Origin of the sequence: Homoserinibacter gongjuensis (genome assembly GCF_030161875.1) — a bacterium.
Taxonomy (GTDB): domain Bacteria; phylum Actinomycetota; class Actinomycetes; order Actinomycetales; family Microbacteriaceae; genus Homoserinibacter; species Homoserinibacter gongjuensis.
Map to the genome: position 1 here is coordinate 185,286 of NZ_BSVA01000001.1, position 16,882 is coordinate 202,167.

The 16,882-nt window shown below is 71.1% G+C and carries 14 protein-coding genes, 1 tRNA gene and 6 pseudogenes; 3 read left to right on the forward strand and 18 right to left on the reverse strand.

Annotation, left to right across the window (positions count from 1 at the left end; all coding sequences use genetic code 11):
• Positions 1-541: 541 nt before the first annotated feature.
• Both QQK29_RS17590 and QQK29_RS01075 read right to left on the reverse strand, forming a co-directional pair.
• Positions 542-1,381 (reverse strand): annotated as a pseudogene (locus QQK29_RS17590) (pyridoxal phosphate-dependent decarboxylase family protein); the annotation flags it as partial.
• Positions 1,264-2,676, reverse strand: coding sequence for an MFS transporter (locus QQK29_RS01075; protein ID WP_284297078.1), 1,413 nt, complete (start codon positions 2,674-2,676; stop codon positions 1,264-1,266). The pseudogene QQK29_RS17590 and the gene QQK29_RS01075, both read right to left, overlap by 118 nt.
• A gap of 147 nt (positions 2,677-2,823) precedes the next feature.
• Between QQK29_RS01075 and QQK29_RS01080 the strand changes: the two genes are divergently transcribed.
• A complete protein-coding gene (locus QQK29_RS01080; RefSeq protein ID WP_284297080.1) occupies positions 2,824-3,540 on the forward strand; it encodes a TIGR00645 family protein in 717 nt (238 codons plus the stop codon).
• Between the two features lie 26 nt (positions 3,541-3,566).
• On the opposite strand, the gene QQK29_RS01085 is transcribed toward QQK29_RS01080, so the two are convergent.
• The 14 genes and pseudogenes from QQK29_RS01085 to QQK29_RS01150 form a co-directional block, all read right to left on the reverse strand.
• Entirely contained in the window at positions 3,567-4,274 is a 708-nt protein-coding gene (locus QQK29_RS01085; protein ID WP_284297082.1) for an SOS response-associated peptidase, read from the reverse strand.
• Positions 4,275-4,483: 209 nt separating this feature from the next.
• Complete coding sequence (locus QQK29_RS01090) at positions 4,484-4,831, reverse strand: histone-like nucleoid-structuring protein Lsr2 (RefSeq protein ID WP_284297084.1); 348 nt, start codon at positions 4,829-4,831, stop codon at positions 4,484-4,486.
• A gap of 32 nt (positions 4,832-4,863) precedes the next feature.
• Entirely contained in the window at positions 4,864-5,349 is a 486-nt protein-coding gene (locus tag QQK29_RS01095) for an SRPBCC family protein (RefSeq protein WP_284297086.1), read from the reverse strand.
• Positions 5,301-5,702, reverse strand: a complete 402-nt coding sequence (locus tag QQK29_RS01100) for an ArsR/SmtB family transcription factor (RefSeq protein ID WP_284297089.1) — start codon at positions 5,700-5,702, stop codon at positions 5,301-5,303. Before QQK29_RS01100 ends, QQK29_RS01095 begins: the two co-directional genes overlap by 49 nt.
• A gap of 57 nt (positions 5,703-5,759) precedes the next feature.
• Positions 5,760-6,065 (reverse strand): cupin domain-containing protein, encoded by a 306-nt coding sequence (locus tag QQK29_RS01105; RefSeq protein WP_284297091.1) that lies wholly within the window; start codon positions 6,063-6,065, stop codon positions 5,760-5,762.
• Between the two features lie 55 nt (positions 6,066-6,120).
• Positions 6,121-6,477 carry a YciI family protein gene (locus tag QQK29_RS01110; protein WP_284297093.1) on the reverse strand — a complete coding sequence of 119 codons (357 nt, stop codon included), beginning with the start codon at positions 6,475-6,477 and terminating at the stop codon, positions 6,121-6,123.
• 139 nt (positions 6,478-6,616) lie between these two features.
• Positions 6,617-6,692 (reverse strand) — tRNA-Glu (locus tag QQK29_RS01115).
• A gap of 76 nt (positions 6,693-6,768) precedes the next feature.
• A complete protein-coding gene (locus tag QQK29_RS01120; protein ID WP_284297095.1) occupies positions 6,769-7,689 on the reverse strand; it encodes a diacylglycerol/lipid kinase family protein in 921 nt (306 codons plus the stop codon).
• A 114-nt stretch (positions 7,690-7,803) separates the two neighbouring features.
• Complete coding sequence (locus QQK29_RS01125) at positions 7,804-9,942, reverse strand: heavy metal translocating P-type ATPase (RefSeq protein WP_284297097.1); 2,139 nt, start codon at positions 9,940-9,942, stop codon at positions 7,804-7,806.
• A gap of 85 nt (positions 9,943-10,027) precedes the next feature.
• A pseudogene (locus QQK29_RS01130) lies at positions 10,028-10,222 on the reverse strand (metal-sensitive transcriptional regulator); the annotation flags it as partial.
• Positions 10,223-10,265: 43 nt separating this feature from the next.
• Positions 10,266-10,948 (reverse strand): annotated as a pseudogene (locus QQK29_RS01135) (IclR family transcriptional regulator domain-containing protein).
• Positions 10,945-12,113: pseudogene (locus QQK29_RS01140) on the reverse strand (thiolase family protein). The pseudogenes QQK29_RS01135 and QQK29_RS01140 overlap by 4 nt, the downstream one beginning before the upstream one ends.
• Positions 12,110-12,754 carry a 3-oxoacid CoA-transferase subunit B gene (locus tag QQK29_RS01145; protein WP_284297099.1) on the reverse strand — a complete coding sequence of 215 codons (645 nt, stop codon included), beginning with the start codon at positions 12,752-12,754 and terminating at the stop codon, positions 12,110-12,112. The pseudogene QQK29_RS01140 and the gene QQK29_RS01145 overlap by 4 nt, the downstream one beginning before the upstream one ends.
• Position 12,755: 1 nt before the next feature.
• On the reverse strand, positions 12,756-13,517 hold the full coding sequence (locus QQK29_RS01150) for a 3-oxoacid CoA-transferase subunit A (RefSeq protein WP_284297101.1): 762 nt from the start codon (positions 13,515-13,517) through the stop codon (positions 12,756-12,758).
• Positions 13,518-13,628: 111 nt separating this feature from the next.
• Between QQK29_RS01150 and QQK29_RS01155 the strand changes: the two are divergent.
• Positions 13,629-14,267, forward strand: a pseudogene (locus QQK29_RS01155) (IclR family transcriptional regulator); the annotation flags it as partial.
• A gap of 222 nt (positions 14,268-14,489) precedes the next feature.
• Positions 14,490-15,674 carry a 4-hydroxybenzoate 3-monooxygenase gene (locus tag QQK29_RS01160; RefSeq protein ID WP_284301871.1) on the forward strand — a complete coding sequence of 395 codons (1,185 nt, stop codon included), beginning with the start codon at positions 14,490-14,492 and terminating at the stop codon, positions 15,672-15,674.
• A gap of 1 nt (position 15,675) precedes the next feature.
• On the opposite strand, the pseudogene pcaC reads toward QQK29_RS01160, so the two are convergent.
• Both pcaC and QQK29_RS01170 read right to left on the reverse strand, forming a co-directional pair.
• Positions 15,676-16,097, reverse strand: a pseudogene (pcaC, locus tag QQK29_RS01165) (4-carboxymuconolactone decarboxylase).
• Positions 16,094-16,861 (reverse strand): alpha/beta fold hydrolase, encoded by a 768-nt coding sequence (locus tag QQK29_RS01170; protein WP_284297103.1) that lies wholly within the window; start codon positions 16,859-16,861, stop codon positions 16,094-16,096. Before QQK29_RS01170 ends, pcaC begins: the two are co-directional and overlap by 4 nt.
• Positions 16,862-16,882: the final 21 nt, after the last annotated feature.

Sequence of the window (16,882 nt, forward strand, 5' to 3'; positions counted from 1 at the left end):
GCAGCGCGGCACCGTCGACGTGCGGGGTGCCGCGCACGGCATCCGCACCCGCGACGAGCGCCGCCGTGAGCCCCTCGAGCACCGATTCGGTGACCGGCGTGATGGTGAGGTGCGTCGTCGCAGGCAGCGCGGCGTCGCCTTCCTGCCGCAGCGCCGGCTGCAGCTGCAGCACGAACCCGTGGCCGCGCACGACGTCGGCCCAGTGGTGCGGGTCGACGCGCCGGTCGGCGGGCACGCTCTCGTCGGCGGCGACCGCGAAGAGCGGTCCGACGGGGTCGCCGACGACCCGCAGCCCCTCGATGCCCGCGACGGCGGCGCGGAGAGCCGCCGTGCTGCGCGCGCACGACGCCGCGAGTTCCGCGAACCCATCCGCGCCGAGCCACTGGCTGATCGCCCACGCCGCGGCGAGCGGCGCGGCCGATTTGGAACCCAGCAGCGTCGGGTTGACGACGGGATAGCCGGGCCAGCGCGTCGTGGCGAAGAACTGGTGCCGCTGTCGGTCGCGTCCGCGCTGCAGCACGACCGAGGCGCCTTTGGGGGCGTAGCCGTACTTGTGCAGGTCGGCGCTCATGCTCGTCACGCCGGGCACGCGGAAGTCCCACGCGGGCAGCGGGGCGCCCGCGGCATCCGTCCAGAACGGCAGCACGAGACCCCCGATGCACGCGTCGACGTGCAGCGCGATGCCCGCGGCATCGGTCGCGGCGGCCACCTCGACGACGGGGTCGAGCGTGGCGAAGGGGTAGTTGGGGGCCGAGAGCACGACGAGCGCGACGTCGTCGTCGAGGCGGGCCACGACATCCGCTGCCGCGACGGTGCCATCGGATGCGACGGGCACGAGATCGAGCGCGAGGTCGAAGTACGCGGCCGCCTTCTGGAACGCCGCGTGCACGGTGCTCGGGGCCACGAGCCGGGGGCGCCCCTCGGAATGCGTCTGCCGCCATACGTCACGCGCCGTCTTGACTGCGAGCAGGCAGCTCTCGGTGCCTCCGCTCGTGGCCGAACCGACGACATCCGCATCACCGTGCAGCAGCTCGCGCACGAAACCGACGAGCTCCGATTCGAGCACGCCGACCGAGCCGAAGGTCGTCGGGTCGAGCCCGTTGACGGGAAGCACCTGCGCGATGGCGGCCCGGGCGACCTCGTCGAGTTCGGCGAGCCCGGAGTCGTACACGTAGCTCAGCACACGTCCGCCGTGGGTGGGCGGGTCGTCGGCACGCAGGTCGGCGAGTCGGGCGATGATGGCGTCGGCGTCGATGGCCGGATTCACAGAGGCTCCTCGCTGTCGGTACGGGTGGCCGACGCGGTTTCGGTGCGGATCGCGGATGCGGCGGTCGCCGCGTCGATGTCGCTGCGGCGCAGCGGGTAGCGGCCCAGCGTCCACAGGCTCAGGCCGATCATGATGGCGGGCACGATGCTGAAGCTCAGCACGATGCCGGTGATGGCGTTCGCACTCTGCTCGACGGCGACGTCGGCGACCGACTCCTGGTAGCCGGTGAGCGCGAGGATGAGCGTGAGCACGACGGCGCCGAGCGCCATGCCGGTGGTCTCGCCGGCGGTCCAGACGCCGCCGAAGATGCCGGCCCGGCCCGGACCGTTGGTCTTCGCGTCGTGGCTGATGACGTCGGGCAGCATCGCCATGGGCAGCGTCTGCATGCCCGCGTACGCGGCGCCTGCGAGGGCGACCGGTGCGTACAGCCACGGCCCCGGCATCCACACCAGCATGACGAGCGAGAGGGCGGCGAGGCCGAACAGCACGGATGCGGCGCCGAACGCGAGCTCCTTGCCGGTGCGTCGCGAGATGAGCGACCAGACCGGGGCGCAGACGAGCGCAGGCGCGATGAGTGCGATGAAGAGGAAGGTCGTGCCGCTCGTGCCGGCCTGCAGCACCCACTTGGAGATGTAGGCCGCGCCCGCGAGCATCATGCCGGTCGCGAGGGCCTGCAGCAGGAAGGTGGCCAGAAGCATCCGGAAGGCGCGACTGCCGCGCAGAGCCGCGAGGCCGTCGCGGTAGTGGCTCGCGATGGAGGTGCGCGGCGGGCTGGTGATCGCTTCGCGCGGCGCGGAGGTGGCGGCGATGAGCATGCCGATGCCGAGCAGCACCCCCGCGACGATCGCCATCCACAGGTAGCCGCCGCCCGGCATCCCCGCGAACGCGCTGACCAGCTCGGGGCCGCCCGCACCGAACAGCAGGATCGCGAAGGTGAGCACGACGACGCGCGCCGACAGCAGTCGGGTGCGGGCGTCGTAGTCGGTGACGAGCTCTGCCGGCAGGGCGATGTAGGGCACCTGGAAGAGGCTGAACCCGGTGGCCGCGAGCATGAACGCGACGAGCACCCAGATGCTGTTGGCGAGCGGCCCGGCATCCGGGTTGGCGGCGAAGGTGAGCACGAAGAACACCGGCAGCAGCAGGCCGCCGAGAACCATGAAGCGTCGGCGCGATCCGGTGAGTGCCAGGCTGCGGTCGCTGCGGCCGCCGATGACGGGGTCGATGACGACGTCCCACAGTTTCGCGACGCCGATGATGATGGATGCGCCGAGCGCGGCGATCCCGAGCGTGTCGGTGAGGTAGATCGCGAGCACGAGGCCCGGCAGCGTGGCGAATCCGCCCGTGCCGATCGAGCCGGCCGCGTAGCGGGCGATGACCGAGGCGCGCAGCGCCGGCGACGTCGTCGTCATGCGCGCCAGACTATCGGGCGCCGAGGGGTGGCGGATGTGCACGCCGGTCGCGCGCTTCGACGCCGGATACGTCACTCGGCGCGCTCCCGGCGGTGAACCCGTATTCTTCACCTGCTGACACGACCCGACCAGGAGCACCCGACCCCGATGACCGAGCCGCGCCCCACCTCCACCGACCCCGCCCACGCATCCGCCGCAGCATCCGCCCCGTACGAACCTGGCCGCTACAAGCCGCAGGCCCCCTGGGTGAGCACCGTCGGCTACTTCATCTTCTTCAGCCGCTGGCTGCAGGCCCCGCTCTATCTCGGGCTCATCGTGGCCCAGCTCATCTACGTCGTGGTGTTCATGACCGAGCTGTGGCACCTGGGCGAGCAGGTGATCGGCTCGTTCCTCTACCCCGAGAACTCGCATTACGAGTTCACCGAGGCGACCGTCATGCTCGCCGTGCTCGGACTCATCGACGTCGTCATGATCGCGAACCTGCTCATCATGGTGATCATCGGCGGCTACGAGACGTTCGTGTCGCGCATCAAGGTCGACGGGCATCCCGACCAGCCCGAATGGCTCAGCCACGTCAACGCCAACGTGCTCAAGGTGAAGCTCGCGATGGCCATCATCGGCATCTCGTCGATCCACCTGCTGAAGACGTTCATCGAGGTCGGCGACCTCGGCTCCGGCGACGCCCCCGACATCGAGGGCAGCGACGACTACACCTGGGACGGCGTCTTCTGGCAGGTGATGATCCACATCACCTTCATCCTCTCCGCGGTCGCCCTGGCGTGGATCGATCGGATGTCGCTGACGCACGCGGGCCATGCGAAGAACGCCGAGGTGCCGCTCGAGCCGCAGCTCGCCGCGCACTGAAAGATGCGGGCGCTGGGCGCGCGAACTCAGCCGGCGAGCGGTTCGATGAGCCCGGGATCGGCCGGGTCGATCGTGCGCGAGTTGTTCACCCGGCGGTCGACCTCGTAGCCGGTGAGCGAGGCGGCGACCTCGCTCGACACCGACTCGAGCAGGTGCAGCATCCGCTCCTTGTCGGCGTCGGATGCGAGCTTCGCGGGCGACAACCACTCGTCGTACGTTTCGCGGGTGAGAAAGGCCGGCATCCGCGGATGCACCTCACCGGATGCGTCGCGTGCCTCCCGCGTGACGATGACCGTCGACACGACCCACTCGTCGTCGACCTTGCGGGCCGTCGCCAGGCCCGCCGCGGCCAGGATGGGTCGCTCACCGTGCAAGAAGTGCGGCTGCTTGTCGCCCGCCTCGCCCGTCCACTCGTAGTAACCGCGCATCGGCACGATGCAGCGGTTGCCCGCGAAGGCCGACTTCCACAGGCCGTTCGTGGCGATCGTCTCGATGCGGGCGTTGAACTGCGGACGGGTCTTGGCCGTCAGGAACGGCGGGTGGAAGTCCCACTCGGCGGGCTCGATGGTGCGCACGAGTTCCCCGGATGCCGCGGCCCGCTCGCGCACGATCGGCACGACCTCGGTGGGTGCGATCGAGAACTGGGGGCGCCAGTCACGGTAGTCGTTGCCTGCCGCGACGAACTCCTCGATCAGCTCGTTGGTCTCGGCGTCGTTCGCGAATCGTCCGCACATGCACACATCATGGCGCGAGCGTCGGACATGCGGGCAGCTCGTTCCGCTCCCTCTCAAGGACCGGCGCGCCCAAATCAAGGAACGGATCCGGCTCGGATGCCTCAGGCGCCCCTCCAGACGACACGAGCCCCACCGGGTCCTTGATTCGGGCGCCCCGGTCCTTGATTCGGGCGCCCCGGTCCTTGATTTGGGAGACGCTCACCGCCGACTCAGTGCGCTGCGTCGAACGCCTCCACGATCTCGGCCTTGATGCGACCCCGGTCGCCGACCGCGTAGCCGTTGCCCTGCGCCCAGGACCGGATCGCGGCGAGACGTTCGGCATCCGCGCTCTTGGCACGAGCCCGCGGACGCCCGGTCGACGCGCCACGCGCGCTGCCGACCCGCCGACCGGCGGCGATGTAGGGGGCGAGCGCATCAGCCAGCGCCCGCGCGTTGGTCGCGGAGAGGTCGATCTCGTACTCCGCCCCGTCGAGCGCGAAGCGCGTGCTGCGCGAACCGGCGGGCAGTTCCTCGCCGTCGAGGTCGTCGGTGAGAATCGTGATCGTCTTCTTCGCCATGCCGTGAGTGTATTCGTCGGCGGCGATCGGCCCTAGCCTTCGGCGAGCACGGCCTCCATCTGGCCCATCGATCCGACGAGCCCCTCCTCCATGCCCATGTCGAGGGTCTTCTGCAGATCCTCGAGCGAGTCGTAGCTCGAGACGCACACCATGCGGGTGCCGTCGGGCGTGGACTCGAAGCGGTAGTCCATGTGCACGGTCGGCATCCCCTCTGCGGGTGCGCCCTCGGCATCGGCGAAGAAGTCGTCGACGGTGAAGCCCGTGGGCTCATCGACCGTCTTCACGTGCCAGACGCCGTGGAACTGCTCCCCCTCGGGGCTCGTCATGTAGTAGTGCACGACCCCGCCCGGTGTGAGCTCGTGACGCACGACCGTCGCGGGGTAGGTGGGTGGCCCCCACCAGCGCTCGAGCTTGCGCGGGTCGGCGTAGAGCGCCCACACCTTCTCGATCGGATACGCGAAGGTCGCCGTCACGGTGAGGGTCGCGTTCTCGAGATCCTTGTCGACTGCCAGTTCCATCTGCGTCTCCTTGTTCGTGTGTCACTCGTCGAGCAGCGCGGCCATGCGCTCCACGCGACCCCGCCAGGCTTCTTCCAACTGGTCGAGGGCTTCGCGGGCGCGGCGCAGGGCTTCAGGTTCCGACCGCACGAGCAGCTCCTCCCCCGGCGCACCTTGCTGACCAGTCCCACCTGCTCGAGCACTGCGACGTGCTTCTGCACGGCCGCGAAGCTCATGGGGTACTCCTCGGCGAGTCGGCTCACCGACAACTCGCCGTCGATGCTGCGCCGCAGGATGTCGCGGCGCGTGGCGTCGGCGAGCGCGTGGAAGAGCCGATCCACCTCGGCGTCGCTGAGCGGCGTTGATACAACCATTTGGTTGTAGGTTAGGCGGATGCCGCGGTCACGTCAAGGGCGCGTGCAGGCAGGTGACTACTTCAGAATGCAGAGCAGCAGCTTGGCCGCCGCATCCGCCGCGACCGAGTGCGGAACCCCCGCGTCGAGGTGCAGCATCCCGCCGGGCCGCAGCACCACCTCGCGGCCCTCGGCCGCAACCCGCAACTCGCCCTCGAGCGCCTGCAGCAGGATCGGCGCCGGCGCCCGATGCTCGGCCAGCTCCTGGCCCGCCGAGAACGCGAACACGACCGCGCGCACGCCCGCGGCCGCGAACGCGACCTGCGATGCTCGGCGCTCGGGATCGTAGGCGACCACCGCGGACAGGTTCTCGATCTGAATCATGCTCCCAGTATCCGCTCGGGTCGATTCCGGCGGCTCGATGCTCCTCGCCCGGCGCTCACGACTCGGGAACGTCGACCTCGAGGTCCACCCGATCGCCGATCGCGCGGGGCACGGCGGGGAAGATCCAGCCGTCCACGGTCGGCACGAACCAGCCCGCCCGCACCGCCGGATCCTCGGCCGCGAACGCGCGCGCCTCATCCGGAGACACGGTGTAGAGACTCATGCCGCGGAACATCGAATCGTCGAGCTGCTCGATCGGGCCGTTCACGAGGATCACGCCGCGCGCGTGCAGACCCTGCAGGTAGGCGACGTGCGCCGCCTGGATCGCATCACTTCCGGCATCCCAGGGCGGACGCTCGGGATGCTGCATGAGACGCACGATGGTGAGGCGCTGGAACGGACGACGCGGCATGGGAGGGAGTATGCGAGCACGCGGGCGCTGAGGCAAGGGTCGATGCGACCCGGCGCGATGCAACCGGGGGCCGCACGTGCCGGCCTCGCGTCGCGCGAGCGAACGCAAGAAGCCCGGTCCGTAGACCGGGCTTCTGCCTTGGTGACCCCAGCGGGATTCGAACCCGCGTTACCGCCGTGAGAGGGCGGCGTACTAGGCCGCTATACGATGGGGCCGTTTCGCCATCGCGAAGCGCGACAACTTGACGATTATGCCATAGGTCGAGGGGTCGGCCAAAACGGCCGGGGCGGCTCAGGCGAGCACCCGCAGGGCGCCGGGCTCGACCTCGAGTTCCACCGGAAGGGGCCCGATCCGCTCCCCGTCGGCGTAGGCGACGAGCGGTGCGTCGACCTCGATCCGGATGCGTTTCGCCCGCCGCATCACGACCCGTGGGTCGCTCGTGTGCTCGCCCCGGAACACGCGCGGGAAGATGCGCAGGAACGCGATGCGCGACAGGGGCTTCACGAGCATCACGTCGAGCAGGCCGTCGTCGAGCAGGGCCTCCGGGGTGATCTTCATGCCCCCGCCGAGTGACACGTTGTTGCCCACCGACACGAGCAGCGCGTCGAGCTCCAGCTGATCGTCGTCGAGCGTCACGCGGTAGCGCAGTGGCCTCAGCCCGGCGAGCTCCGCGAGCAGCGCGAGGATGTAGCGGCTCGGCCCCTTCGGGCGCCGCATGAGGTTCGCCCGCTCGTTGACGATCGCGTCGAAACCCGCCGAGAGCGCGCACGCGAAACGCCGCTCACCGGGCGTGCCGTCGTCATCCGTCCAGCGGATGCGCACCGCGTCGATCACGCGCGGCGGTGCCTGCAGACGCTCGCCCAGCATCCGGATCGCCGCCTCGGTGTCGTCGTGCGGGATGCCGAGGCCGCGGGCCATGTCGTTGCCGGTTCCCGAGGGCACGATGCCGAGGGGCACGCGGGTGCCGGCGAGCAGGTTGACGCCGAGGTTGACCATGCCGTCGCCGCCCACGACGACGAGCGCGTCGGGTCGTGAACGCAGCGCCGTGTGCGCCACCTCGAGCAGCGACTCGAAGTCGGGCTCGGTGAGCGAGGTCACCTCGTGCCCCATGGCGCGCAGCGTCTGCACGACGGCCGGGCCGACGTCGCGACTCGCGCCGAACGACGCCGTCGGGTTGATGGCGACGACCACCCGCTTCGGCTTCGTCGTCATGCGCCCATCATGGCATCCGCGGCATGCCCGCGAGCGCTACCCGAATCCGCGAGCGCTACCCGTAGACCGGTAGCGCTCGCCGGTTTCGGTAGCGCTCGCGGGAGGGGGCGGGGGTCAGCGGCGGAAGCGGAGGCGACGCAGCAGTTGCGCGTTGAGGGCCACGATGACCGTCGACACGCTCATGAGCACCGCGGCCAGCCACGGCGGCATGAGGAACCCGACTCCCGCGAGCACCCCCGCGGCGAGCGGGATGCCCAGGGCGTTGTAGCCCGCCGCCCACCACAGGTTCTGCAGCATCTTGCGGTAGCTCGCGCGACTCAGCGTGATGGTGTCGACCACCCCGCGCGGGTCGGACGAGGCCAGTACGACGCCCGCCGACTCGATCGCGACATCCGTTCCCGCCCCGATCGCGATGCCGAGATCGGCCTTCGCGAGCGCGGGCGCGTCGTTGATGCCGTCACCGACCATCGCGACGCGCGCGGCCCCGCCGTCCTGCAGGGCGGCGACCTCGGCCGACTTCTGCTCGGGCAGCACCTCGGCGCGCACCTCGTCGATTCCGAGATCGGATGCGACGTGCGCCGCGACCGCGTGTGCGTCGCCCGTGAGCATCGCCACCCGGATGCCGCGCTCACGCAGCTCGGCGACCGCCTCGCGGGACTCGGCGCGCACCCGGTCGGCGATGCCGAAGGCCGCGAGCACGCGGGCGTCCGCGTCGTCACCGTCGACCAGCAGCACGACGGACGACCCGTCGGAGTGCGCCGCCCGGGTGGCGTGCACGAGCTCCGGTTCGAGCTGGATGCCGCGCTCGGTCACGTAGCGCGAGCTCGCGACGGCGAGCTGCCGCCCGTCGACCGTCGCGACAGCCCCACGTCCGGCGAGCGCACGGAACCCCGTCGCCTTCGGCACGCTGAGCCCTCGCTCACGCGCCGCCTCGACGATCGCGCGCCCGATCGGGTGCTCGCTGTGCCCCTCGACGGCCGCGGCGAGCGCGAGCGCCTCGGCCTCGTCGGCTCCAGATGCGGGGGTCACCGCGGCGAGCGACTGGCGCCCCTCGGTGAGCGTGCCGGTCTTGTCGAACAGCACGACATCCACGTCCTTGGCGTCTTCGAGCGCCGCGCGGCTGCGGATCAGGATGCCGCGCTTGGCGGCGAGCGCCGTCGAGATCTGGGCGACGAGCGGGATCGCGAGGCCGAGCGCGTGCGGGCACGCGATCACGAGCACCGCGACGACGCGTTCGAGCACGAACGAAGGGTCGTCGGGCTGCAGCAGCCACCACACGGCGAGGGTGATGACGGCCGCCCCGACCGCGACGTAGAACAGCAGCGCCGCCGCGCGATCGGCGAGCAACTGCGCGGGAGACCGACTCGCCTGCGCATCCGCGACGAGCTTCATGATGCCCGCGAGGGCGGTGTCTCCCCCGGTGCGCGTCACCTCGATCGTGAGGGAACCGGATGCGATGGAGCCCGCGACGACCTCGGCACCGGCCGCCTTGTCGACGGGTGTCGACTCTCCCGTGAGCAGCGACTCGTCGACCTCCGCCGTGCCCTCGACGACGCGACCGTCGGCGGGGATCGCGGCACCCGGGCGCACGAGCACGTGGTCGCCGACTGCCAGTTCGGAGCGGGCCACGGTCACCGGCTCGCCCTCGCGCAGCACCTCGGCCTCATCCGGCAGCAGCTTCGCGAGTTCCCCGAGCGCGTTCTGGGCGCCGTGCACCGCCGACATCTCGATCCAGTGGCCGAGCAGCATGATCGTGATGAGGGTCGAGAGCTCCCACCAGAAGTCCATGCCGGGCAGCCCGAACATCACCGCGGCCGAGTAGCCGAACGACACGACGATCGCGAGCGAGATGAGCGTCATCATGCCCGGGCTCTTGCCGCGCAGCTCGTGCCAGGCGCCGGTCAGGAAGATGCGGCCGCCGATGACGGTGATCGCGGCACCGAACACCGCCGGGATCCACTCGCTGCCCGGGAAGCGCGGGCCGCCGAGACCCAGGATGTCTTGCAGGCCGGTCGAGAACACGAGCGTCGGCACCGTGAGCAGGAGGCTGATCCAGAACAGCTTGCGGAACTGTGCGGGGTCGTGTCCGGCATGCCCGCTGTGGTCGTGCGCGGCGTGGTCGTGCGCGGCGTGGTCGTGGCCGGCGTGGTCGTCGTGCGCCACCCCCGGTTGAGTAGCCCGCGCAGCGGGCGTCTCGAGACCGGCTCCGTGCCCGTGGTGCTCGTGCTCGTCGTGGTGCTGGTGCTCGCTCATCACGCCCCCGGTTCTGCTGCAGCTCGAACAGGGCCAGCAGTTCGTCAACGGCCTTCTCGCGCTCGTCGCCGCCCTCGTCGAACATGTGCGACACGTGCGTGCGCAGGTGGTTCTCGACGAGCAGCTTGTTGAGGCTGCGCAGCGACTTCTGGATCGCGAGGGTCTGCGTGATGATGTCGACGCAGTACGCCTCGTCTTCGATCATCTTCTCGACCCCGCGCAGTTGCCCTTGAAGGATGCGCGAGCGGTGCAGGGCGCGCTTCTTGATATCGGCGATCATGCCGGTAGTGTATACCCCCTGGGGTATCTGCGCAGCCCTCGTCCTACGCGCCAGGCGCGTGCAGCTCGCGCTCGATCGCGGTCGTCGTGCGCAGCAGGGCGGGCAGGTACACCTCACGCAAATGCTCGAGGCTCGTGCGCGCCGCGCTCGTCGATACGTTGACCGCCGCGACGACCTCCCCGAGCGATCCCGTACGGGGGCCGCGATCGCCCGCAGCCCCGGCTCGAGTTCCTGGTCCACGAGCGCCCAGCCCGCACCCGGCACCTCGGGCGCGTGACCCGGGTCGGATGCCGCGAGCAGCACCCTGCCCATCGACGTCTGCGCGGCGGGGAAGCGCGTTCCGATCGTGATGCCGACCGACATGATGCGCCGAGTGGCGACCCGCGCCACGTAGACGATCTCAGATCCATCGAGCACCGCCGCCGACACGCTCTCGTCGAGCTCGTGCGACAGGCGTTCGAGGTGCGGCTGGGCGATCTCGGGCAGCGTCAGCGCCGAGAGGTAGGCGAACCCCAGCTCGAGCACGCGCGGGGTGAGCCGGAACGTCTTGCCGTCGCTGTGCACGTAGCCGAGCACCTCGAGGGTGCGCAGGAAGCGGCGCGCCGCCGCGCGCGGCACCTCGGCCCGTCGAGCCACCTCGGCGAGGCTCAGCTCGGGATGCACGGCGTCGAACGCCCGGATCACCGCGAGGCCCCGGGCGAACGACTGCACGAAGTCGTCGCTCATCGCTCCAGCACGATCGCGAGTCCCTGGCCCACCCCGATGCAGATCGCCGCGACCGCGACGCCGCCGCCCTGCCGCACGAGTTCGTGCGCCGCGTGGGCGATGATCCGCCCGCCGGAGGCCCCCAGCGGATGCCCGATCGCGATCGCCCCGCCGTGGATGTTGACCCGCTCGGGGTCGAGTTCGGGCCACAGCTGCAGGCACGCGAGGCTCTGTGACGCGAAGGCCTCGTTGAGCTCGAGCACGTCGACGTCGTCGAAGGTGCGCCCGGCGCGCGCGAGAGCACGCCGCACGGCCTCCACGGGCGCGATGCCGAAGAGGTCGGGGTCGTTGCCGTACGCGCCTCGGCCCGTGATGCGCGCCATCGGCTCGGCATCCAGCGCCCCCTCGGCCCCCAGCAGCACGGCGGACGCCCCGTCGTTGATCGAGGAGGAGTTGCCGGCCGTGACGGTGCCGTCGGCGGCGAACAGCGCCCGCAGGCCCCGAGCTTCTCGAGCGAGGTGTCGGCACGGATGCCTTCGTCGCAGGCGAGTTCGGCCCCCGGCACCTGCACGATCTCGGGCGCGTAGATGCCGGCCTCCCACGCCTCCGCGGCGAGCCGGTGACTGCGCAGGGCGAAAGCATCCTGCGCCTCGCGACTGATGTCGTAGATGCGTGCGAGCTTCTCGGCGGCCTGCCCGTTCGAGATGGTCCACTCCACGGGCAGCGCGGGGTTCACCATGCGCCAGCCGATCGAGGTGTTCCACATCGTGGGGTTGCCGGATGCCGGCCACGGCTTGGGCGACTTCTCCACGACGAAGGGGGCACGGCTCATCGACTCGACCCCGCCTGCGAGCACGAGGCTCGCATCCCCCGTCTCGATCGCGCGCGAGCCCTGGATGACGGCCTCGACCGCCGAGCCGCACAGCCGGTTGACGGTGACGCCCGGCACGCTCGTCGGGAAGCCGGCCAGCAGCGCGCCGAAGCGCGCGACGTCGCGGTTGTCTTCACCCGCCTGGTTGGCATCGCCGAAGACGATGTCGTCGATGCGCGCGGGATCGAGGCCGGTGCGTTCGACGCTCGCCCGCATGACGACGGCCGCGAGGTCGTCGGGCCGCACCCCGGCGAGCGCGCCTCCCGCGCGCCCGAAGGGCGTGCGCACGGCGTCGTAGATGTAGCTCGCGGTCATTCCGCCTCCTCCAGCTCGAGTCCGGTCAGCTCACGCAGTTCGGCGAGCGTCGTGTCTCCGAACAGCTCGGTCACGACGAAGCCGCGCGCGGTCACGTCGAACACCGCGTGGTCCGTGTAGACGCGCGTGACGCATCCCACGCCCGTGAGCGGATAGCTGCACTCGGTCACGAGCTTCGCGGTGCCGTCGCGGGTCAGCAGGTCGGTCATGACGTAGACCGCTTTCGCGCCGATCGCGAGATCCATGGCTCCGCCGACGGCGGGGATCGCATCCGGCGCGCCCGTCGACCAGTTCGCGAGATCCCCGCTCTGCGACACCTGGAAGGCGCCGAGCACACACACGTCGAGGTGGCCGCCGCGCATCATCGCGAACGAGTCGGCGTGGTGGAAGTAGGCGGCGCCCGGCAGCTCGGTGACGGGCTGCTTGCCCGCGTTGATGAGGTCGGGGTCGACGCGGTCGGGAGCCGGCTTCGGCCCCATCGCGAGCATGCCGTTCTCGGTGTGCAGGATGATCTCGCGATCCTCGGGCAGGTAGTCGGCCACGAGGGTCGGCGCGCCGATGCCGAGGTTCACGACGGCACCGTCGGGGATGTCGGCAGCGATGCGTCGGGCGAGCTCCTCGCGGCTGATGCGGGTCGCCATGTCAGTCGCCTCCTGGCCGGGCATCGTGGTGGTCGCGGGCTCGAGGTGCGCCCTCGACGGTCACGCCGCCGATGAACTCGCCGTCGCGAAGCCACGCTCGCTCGCCCAACGCGACCACGCGGTCGACGTAGATGCCGGGGGTCACGACGGCCTCGGGGTCGATGCTGCCGAGCGGCACGATGTGGTCGACCTGCACGATCGTGGTCGTCGCTGCGGCCGCCATGAGCGGACCGAAGTTGCGGGCCGTCTTGCGATAGACGAGGTTGCCCCAGCGGTCGGCCGTGAGGGCGCTCACGAGGGCGTAGTCGGCACGGATGGGGTACTCCAGCACGTAGTCGCGTCCGTCGATGCGCCGCGTCTCGCGCGCCTCGGCGAGCTGGGTGCCGTATCCGGTGGGCGTGTAGAACGCCCCGATGCCGGCCCCGGCGGCGCGGATGCGTTCGGCCAGGTTGCCCTGCGGCACGAGCTCGAGCTCGATCTCGCCCGCCCGATACAGACGATCGAACACCCAGGAGTCGCTCTGCCGCGGGAAGGAGCAGATGATCTTGCGCACCGCCCCCGTCTCCAGCAGTGCCGCGAGCCCCGTGTCGCCGTTCCCCGCGTTGTTGTTGACCACCGTCAGACCCTGCAGCCGGCGGGCGATGAGCGCGTCGATGAGTTCGCGAGGCTGCCCGGCGCGCCCGAAGCCGCCGATCATCACGACGGCACCGTCGGGGATGTCGGCGACCGCGCTCTCGATGTCGGCGACGGTCTTATCGATCACGGGCGCCGCCCTTCTGTTCGCTGTGCGAACGTTCGTTCGTCTAGCAACTACTCTAGCGAGCCGCGGGATGCACGTCGAGGCCCGGGCGCAGCCTGTGCCACGCTGGGGCGCATGGCCAACTCCTCGTCGGGGGAATCGGTGCTCGAGCGCACCGTGCGCATCCTCGACACGTTCACGACGGAGCGCACGGTGCAGACGGTCGCCCAGATCGCGCGCCGCGCCGAGCTGGCCTCCTCCACGGCGCACCGTCTCGTCGACTCGCTCGTCGAGACCGGCCTGCTCGAGCGTGACGACGACCGCCGCGTGCGCCTCGGCCTGCGCCTGTGGGAGCTCGCCCTGCGCGGCTCCGAGGCCCTGCGCCTGCGGCAGGCCGCGCTCCCCGCGATGGAGCGGGTGCAGGCGCGCGTGCGCCAGCACACCCAGCTCGCCGTCTACGAGCAGGGCGAGGCGCTCTTCCTCGAGCGGCTCTCCTCGCCGCACGCGGGTGCCAACATCGCGCGCATCGCCGAACGGCTGCCCCTGCACGCCTCCTCGGCGGGCATCGTGCTGCTCGCGCACCGCCCGGCAGAGCAGCAGGAGCAGCTCATCGCAGGCCCGCTCGCCGCTCTCACGCCCGAGACCATCACGCAGCCCGAGGCCCTGCGCCGCAAGCTCGCCGAGGTGCGGCGCCTCGGTCATGCCGTCATGCCCGGCACGGTCGAGGCGGTCTCGACCGGTGTCGCGGTGCCGGTTCGGGATGCCACGGGCACCGTGATCGCGGCGCTCTCGGTCGTGCTCCCCGGGAGCAGGCGCCCGCCACGGCGATCGCGGCCCTGCGCGAGGCGGCCGAGGAGGTGCGCGCGACGCTCGCGTCCGGCGCGCGCTGACCTGCGCATCCGCTTGTTTCCCGTTCAACGGGAAGCAGCGCACACACCGCGGTGCCCGACGGCACACTGGCACCGAGCCCTGCCGTCGTCGAAGGAGACCACACCCATGACCGAAACCGTGCGCACGCGCGTCGCGATCGTCGGAGCCGGCCCGGCCGGGCTCATGCTCGCGCACCTGCTCGCCTCCGACGGCATCGAGTCGGTCGTGATCGACCGCCGCAGCCGCTCCGAGATCGAGCGCACGATCCGGGCCGGCATCCTCGAGCAGGCCACCGTCGAGCTGCTCGAGACGACCGGCGCCTCCTCGCGCGTGCGCACGGTCGGCACCCGTCACGACGGCATCGAGCTGCGCTTCGCCGGCGAGGGCCACCGCATCGACTTCGCGGGCCTCACCGGGCGCGGTGTCTGGCTCTACCCGCAGCACGAGGTGCTGAAAGACCTGCTCGAGGTGCGGCTCGCCGCGGGTCAGGAGATCCGCTTCGGCATGACGGCGCTGCGCGTCGAGGATCCGGACTCCGCGCAACCGCGCGTCATCGCGAGCGACCCCGAGGGCCGGCCGGTGACGATCGAGGCCGACTTCGTGGTCGGAGCGGACGGATCGCACAGCGTCGTGCGCCAGTCGGTGAGCGGCTCGCACGCGGGCTATTTCCGCGAGTACCCCTTCGCGTGGTTCGGCATCCTGTGCGAGGCGCCCCCGAGCTCCGACGAGCTCATCTACAGCAACTCCCCGCACGGCTTCGCCCTCGTGAGCCAGCGCAGCGCGAGCGTGCAGCGCATGTACCTGCAGTGCGATCCCGAGCTCGACCCCGAGTCGATGAGCGAGCGCGAGATCTGGGATCAGCTGCAGTTGCGCGTCGACGGCCACACCCTCGCCGAGGGCCCGATCTTCCAGCGCGACGTGCTGCGCTTCCGCAGCTTCGTGGCGCACGAGCTCGTGACGGGCCGCACCGCCCTCATTGGCGACGCCGCGCACACCGTGCCGCCCACGGGTGCGAAGGGCATGAACCTCGCGATCGCTGATGTCGTGCTGCTGCACCGCGCGCTGGCCGCGTTGCTGCGCGCGAACGACGCGCGCCCGCTCGAGTCGTTCACCACGGTGGCCCTGGAGCGCATCTGGAAGGCCCAGCACTTCTCGTGGTGGATGACGAGCATGCTGCACACCGCGCCCGACGCGAGCGACTTCGATCGCCGACGTCAGGAGGGCGAGTTGCGTGCCGTCGTCGGCTCGGAGTCGGCCCGCCGCTTCCTCGCCGAGTGCTACACGGGCTGGCCCTTCACGACCGAGCTGTGACTCAGGGCTCGGCGGCGCCGTCGGCCGCCGCGTCGTCGGCGAGCGCCTCCTGAGCGATGCGGAACGCGGCGTTCGCCGCCGGCACGCCCGAGTAGATCGCGCTCTGCAGGATCACCTCGCGGATCTCGTCGACCGTCAGCCCGTTGCGCCGCGCCGCGCGCACGTGCATCGCGAGCTCCTCGTGGTGCCCGTGCGCGATGAGCGAGCTGAGCACCGCGATCGAGCGCGAGCGGCGGTCCAGTCCCGGTCGCGACCAGACCTCCCCCACGCGACGCGCGTGATGAAGTCCTGCCAGGGCGCGGTGAACTCGGTCGCGGATGCTGCCGCAACATCCACGTGGGCATCCGACAGCACCGCGCGGCGCACCTCCATGCCCTGCGCGAGACGTTCGCGATCGGTGAGCCCTGCATCCTCGGTGGTCATCGTGCCTCCTCGACGTACTCCAGCAGCGCGGCCGCGGTGGCCTCCGGCTGTTCGGCGGGCGGAAGATGCCCGGCGTCGGCGATGCGCAGCGTGCGGCCGTGCTGCACCCGTTCGGCGATCTCGGCGGCGAGCGGCTCGGGCGACACGGTGTCGTACTCGCCCCAGACGGCGAGCGTGGGCACCGCGATCTCGGCGAGCCGCGCACGCACGTCGTGCTGCGCGAGCGCCTCGCAGCAGCGGGCGTAGCTCTCGTCGTCGGCGTCTTGCAGCGCGTGCAGCAGCCGGCCCGAGAGCTCGGGACGGCGCTCGATCGACCCCGGTGCGAACCAGCGCGATGCGGATGCCGTGATGAGGCTCGAGGTGGACTGCGCCCGCACCTGCGCGGCGCGTTCATTCCACGCCGCGGGCTCACCCAGCCGCGCCCCGGAGGCGATGATCACGGCGCAGGAGAGACGGGCGGGGTGACGCAACGCGAGCTCGAGCCCGACGGCGCCGCCGAGCGAGACGCCCGCGTAGGCGAACGCCGGCTCGTCGACTGCGGCGGCCACGGCATCCGCGAGGTCGGCGACGGTGAACGGCGCGGTCGCGACCGGCGAGGCGCCGTGCCCCGGCAGGTCCCAGCTGAGCACGCGGTAGCGTGCGGCGAGCACCGGCACGACGTCTTCCCAGAGGATGCTCGAGGTTCCGAGCGAGGCACCGAGCACGACGAGCGGCGCGCCCGCGGGGCCGAGCGGGGCGCTCAGGGTGATCGCGGGCACACTCACCGCTGCCCCCGTCCCGCGCCT

Bases quoted from the DNA above. Each gene is read 5' to 3' on its own strand.
- QQK29_RS01075 (WP_284297078.1), bottom strand. From the start codon at position 2,676: ATGACGACGACGTCGCCGGCGCTGCGCGCCTCGGTCATCGCCCGCTAC.
- QQK29_RS01080 (WP_284297080.1), top strand. From the start codon at position 2,824: ATGACCGAGCCGCGCCCCACCTCCACCGACCCCGCCCACGCATCCGCC.
- QQK29_RS01085 (WP_284297082.1), bottom strand. From the start codon at position 4,274: ATGTGCGGACGATTCGCGAACGACGCCGAGACCAACGAGCTGATCGAG.
- QQK29_RS01090 (WP_284297084.1), bottom strand. From the start codon at position 4,831: ATGGCGAAGAAGACGATCACGATTCTCACCGACGACCTCGACGGCGAG.
- QQK29_RS01095 (WP_284297086.1), bottom strand. From the start codon at position 5,349: ATGGAACTGGCAGTCGACAAGGATCTCGAGAACGCGACCCTCACCGTG.
- QQK29_RS01100 (WP_284297089.1), bottom strand. From the start codon at position 5,702: ATGGTTGTATCAACGCCGCTCAGCGACGCCGAGGTGGATCGGCTCTTC.
- QQK29_RS01105 (WP_284297091.1), bottom strand. From the start codon at position 6,065: ATGATTCAGATCGAGAACCTGTCCGCGGTGGTCGCCTACGATCCCGAG.
- QQK29_RS01110 (WP_284297093.1), bottom strand. From the start codon at position 6,477: ATGCCGCGTCGTCCGTTCCAGCGCCTCACCATCGTGCGTCTCATGCAG.
- QQK29_RS01120 (WP_284297095.1), bottom strand. From the start codon at position 7,689: ATGACGACGAAGCCGAAGCGGGTGGTCGTCGCCATCAACCCGACGGCG.
- QQK29_RS01125 (WP_284297097.1), bottom strand. From the start codon at position 9,942: ATGAGCGAGCACCAGCACCACGACGAGCACGAGCACCACGGGCACGGA.
- QQK29_RS01145 (WP_284297099.1), bottom strand. From the start codon at position 12,754: ATGGCGACCCGCATCAGCCGCGAGGAGCTCGCCCGACGCATCGCTGCC.
- QQK29_RS01160 (WP_284301871.1), top strand. From the start codon at position 14,490: ATGACCGAAACCGTGCGCACGCGCGTCGCGATCGTCGGAGCCGGCCCG.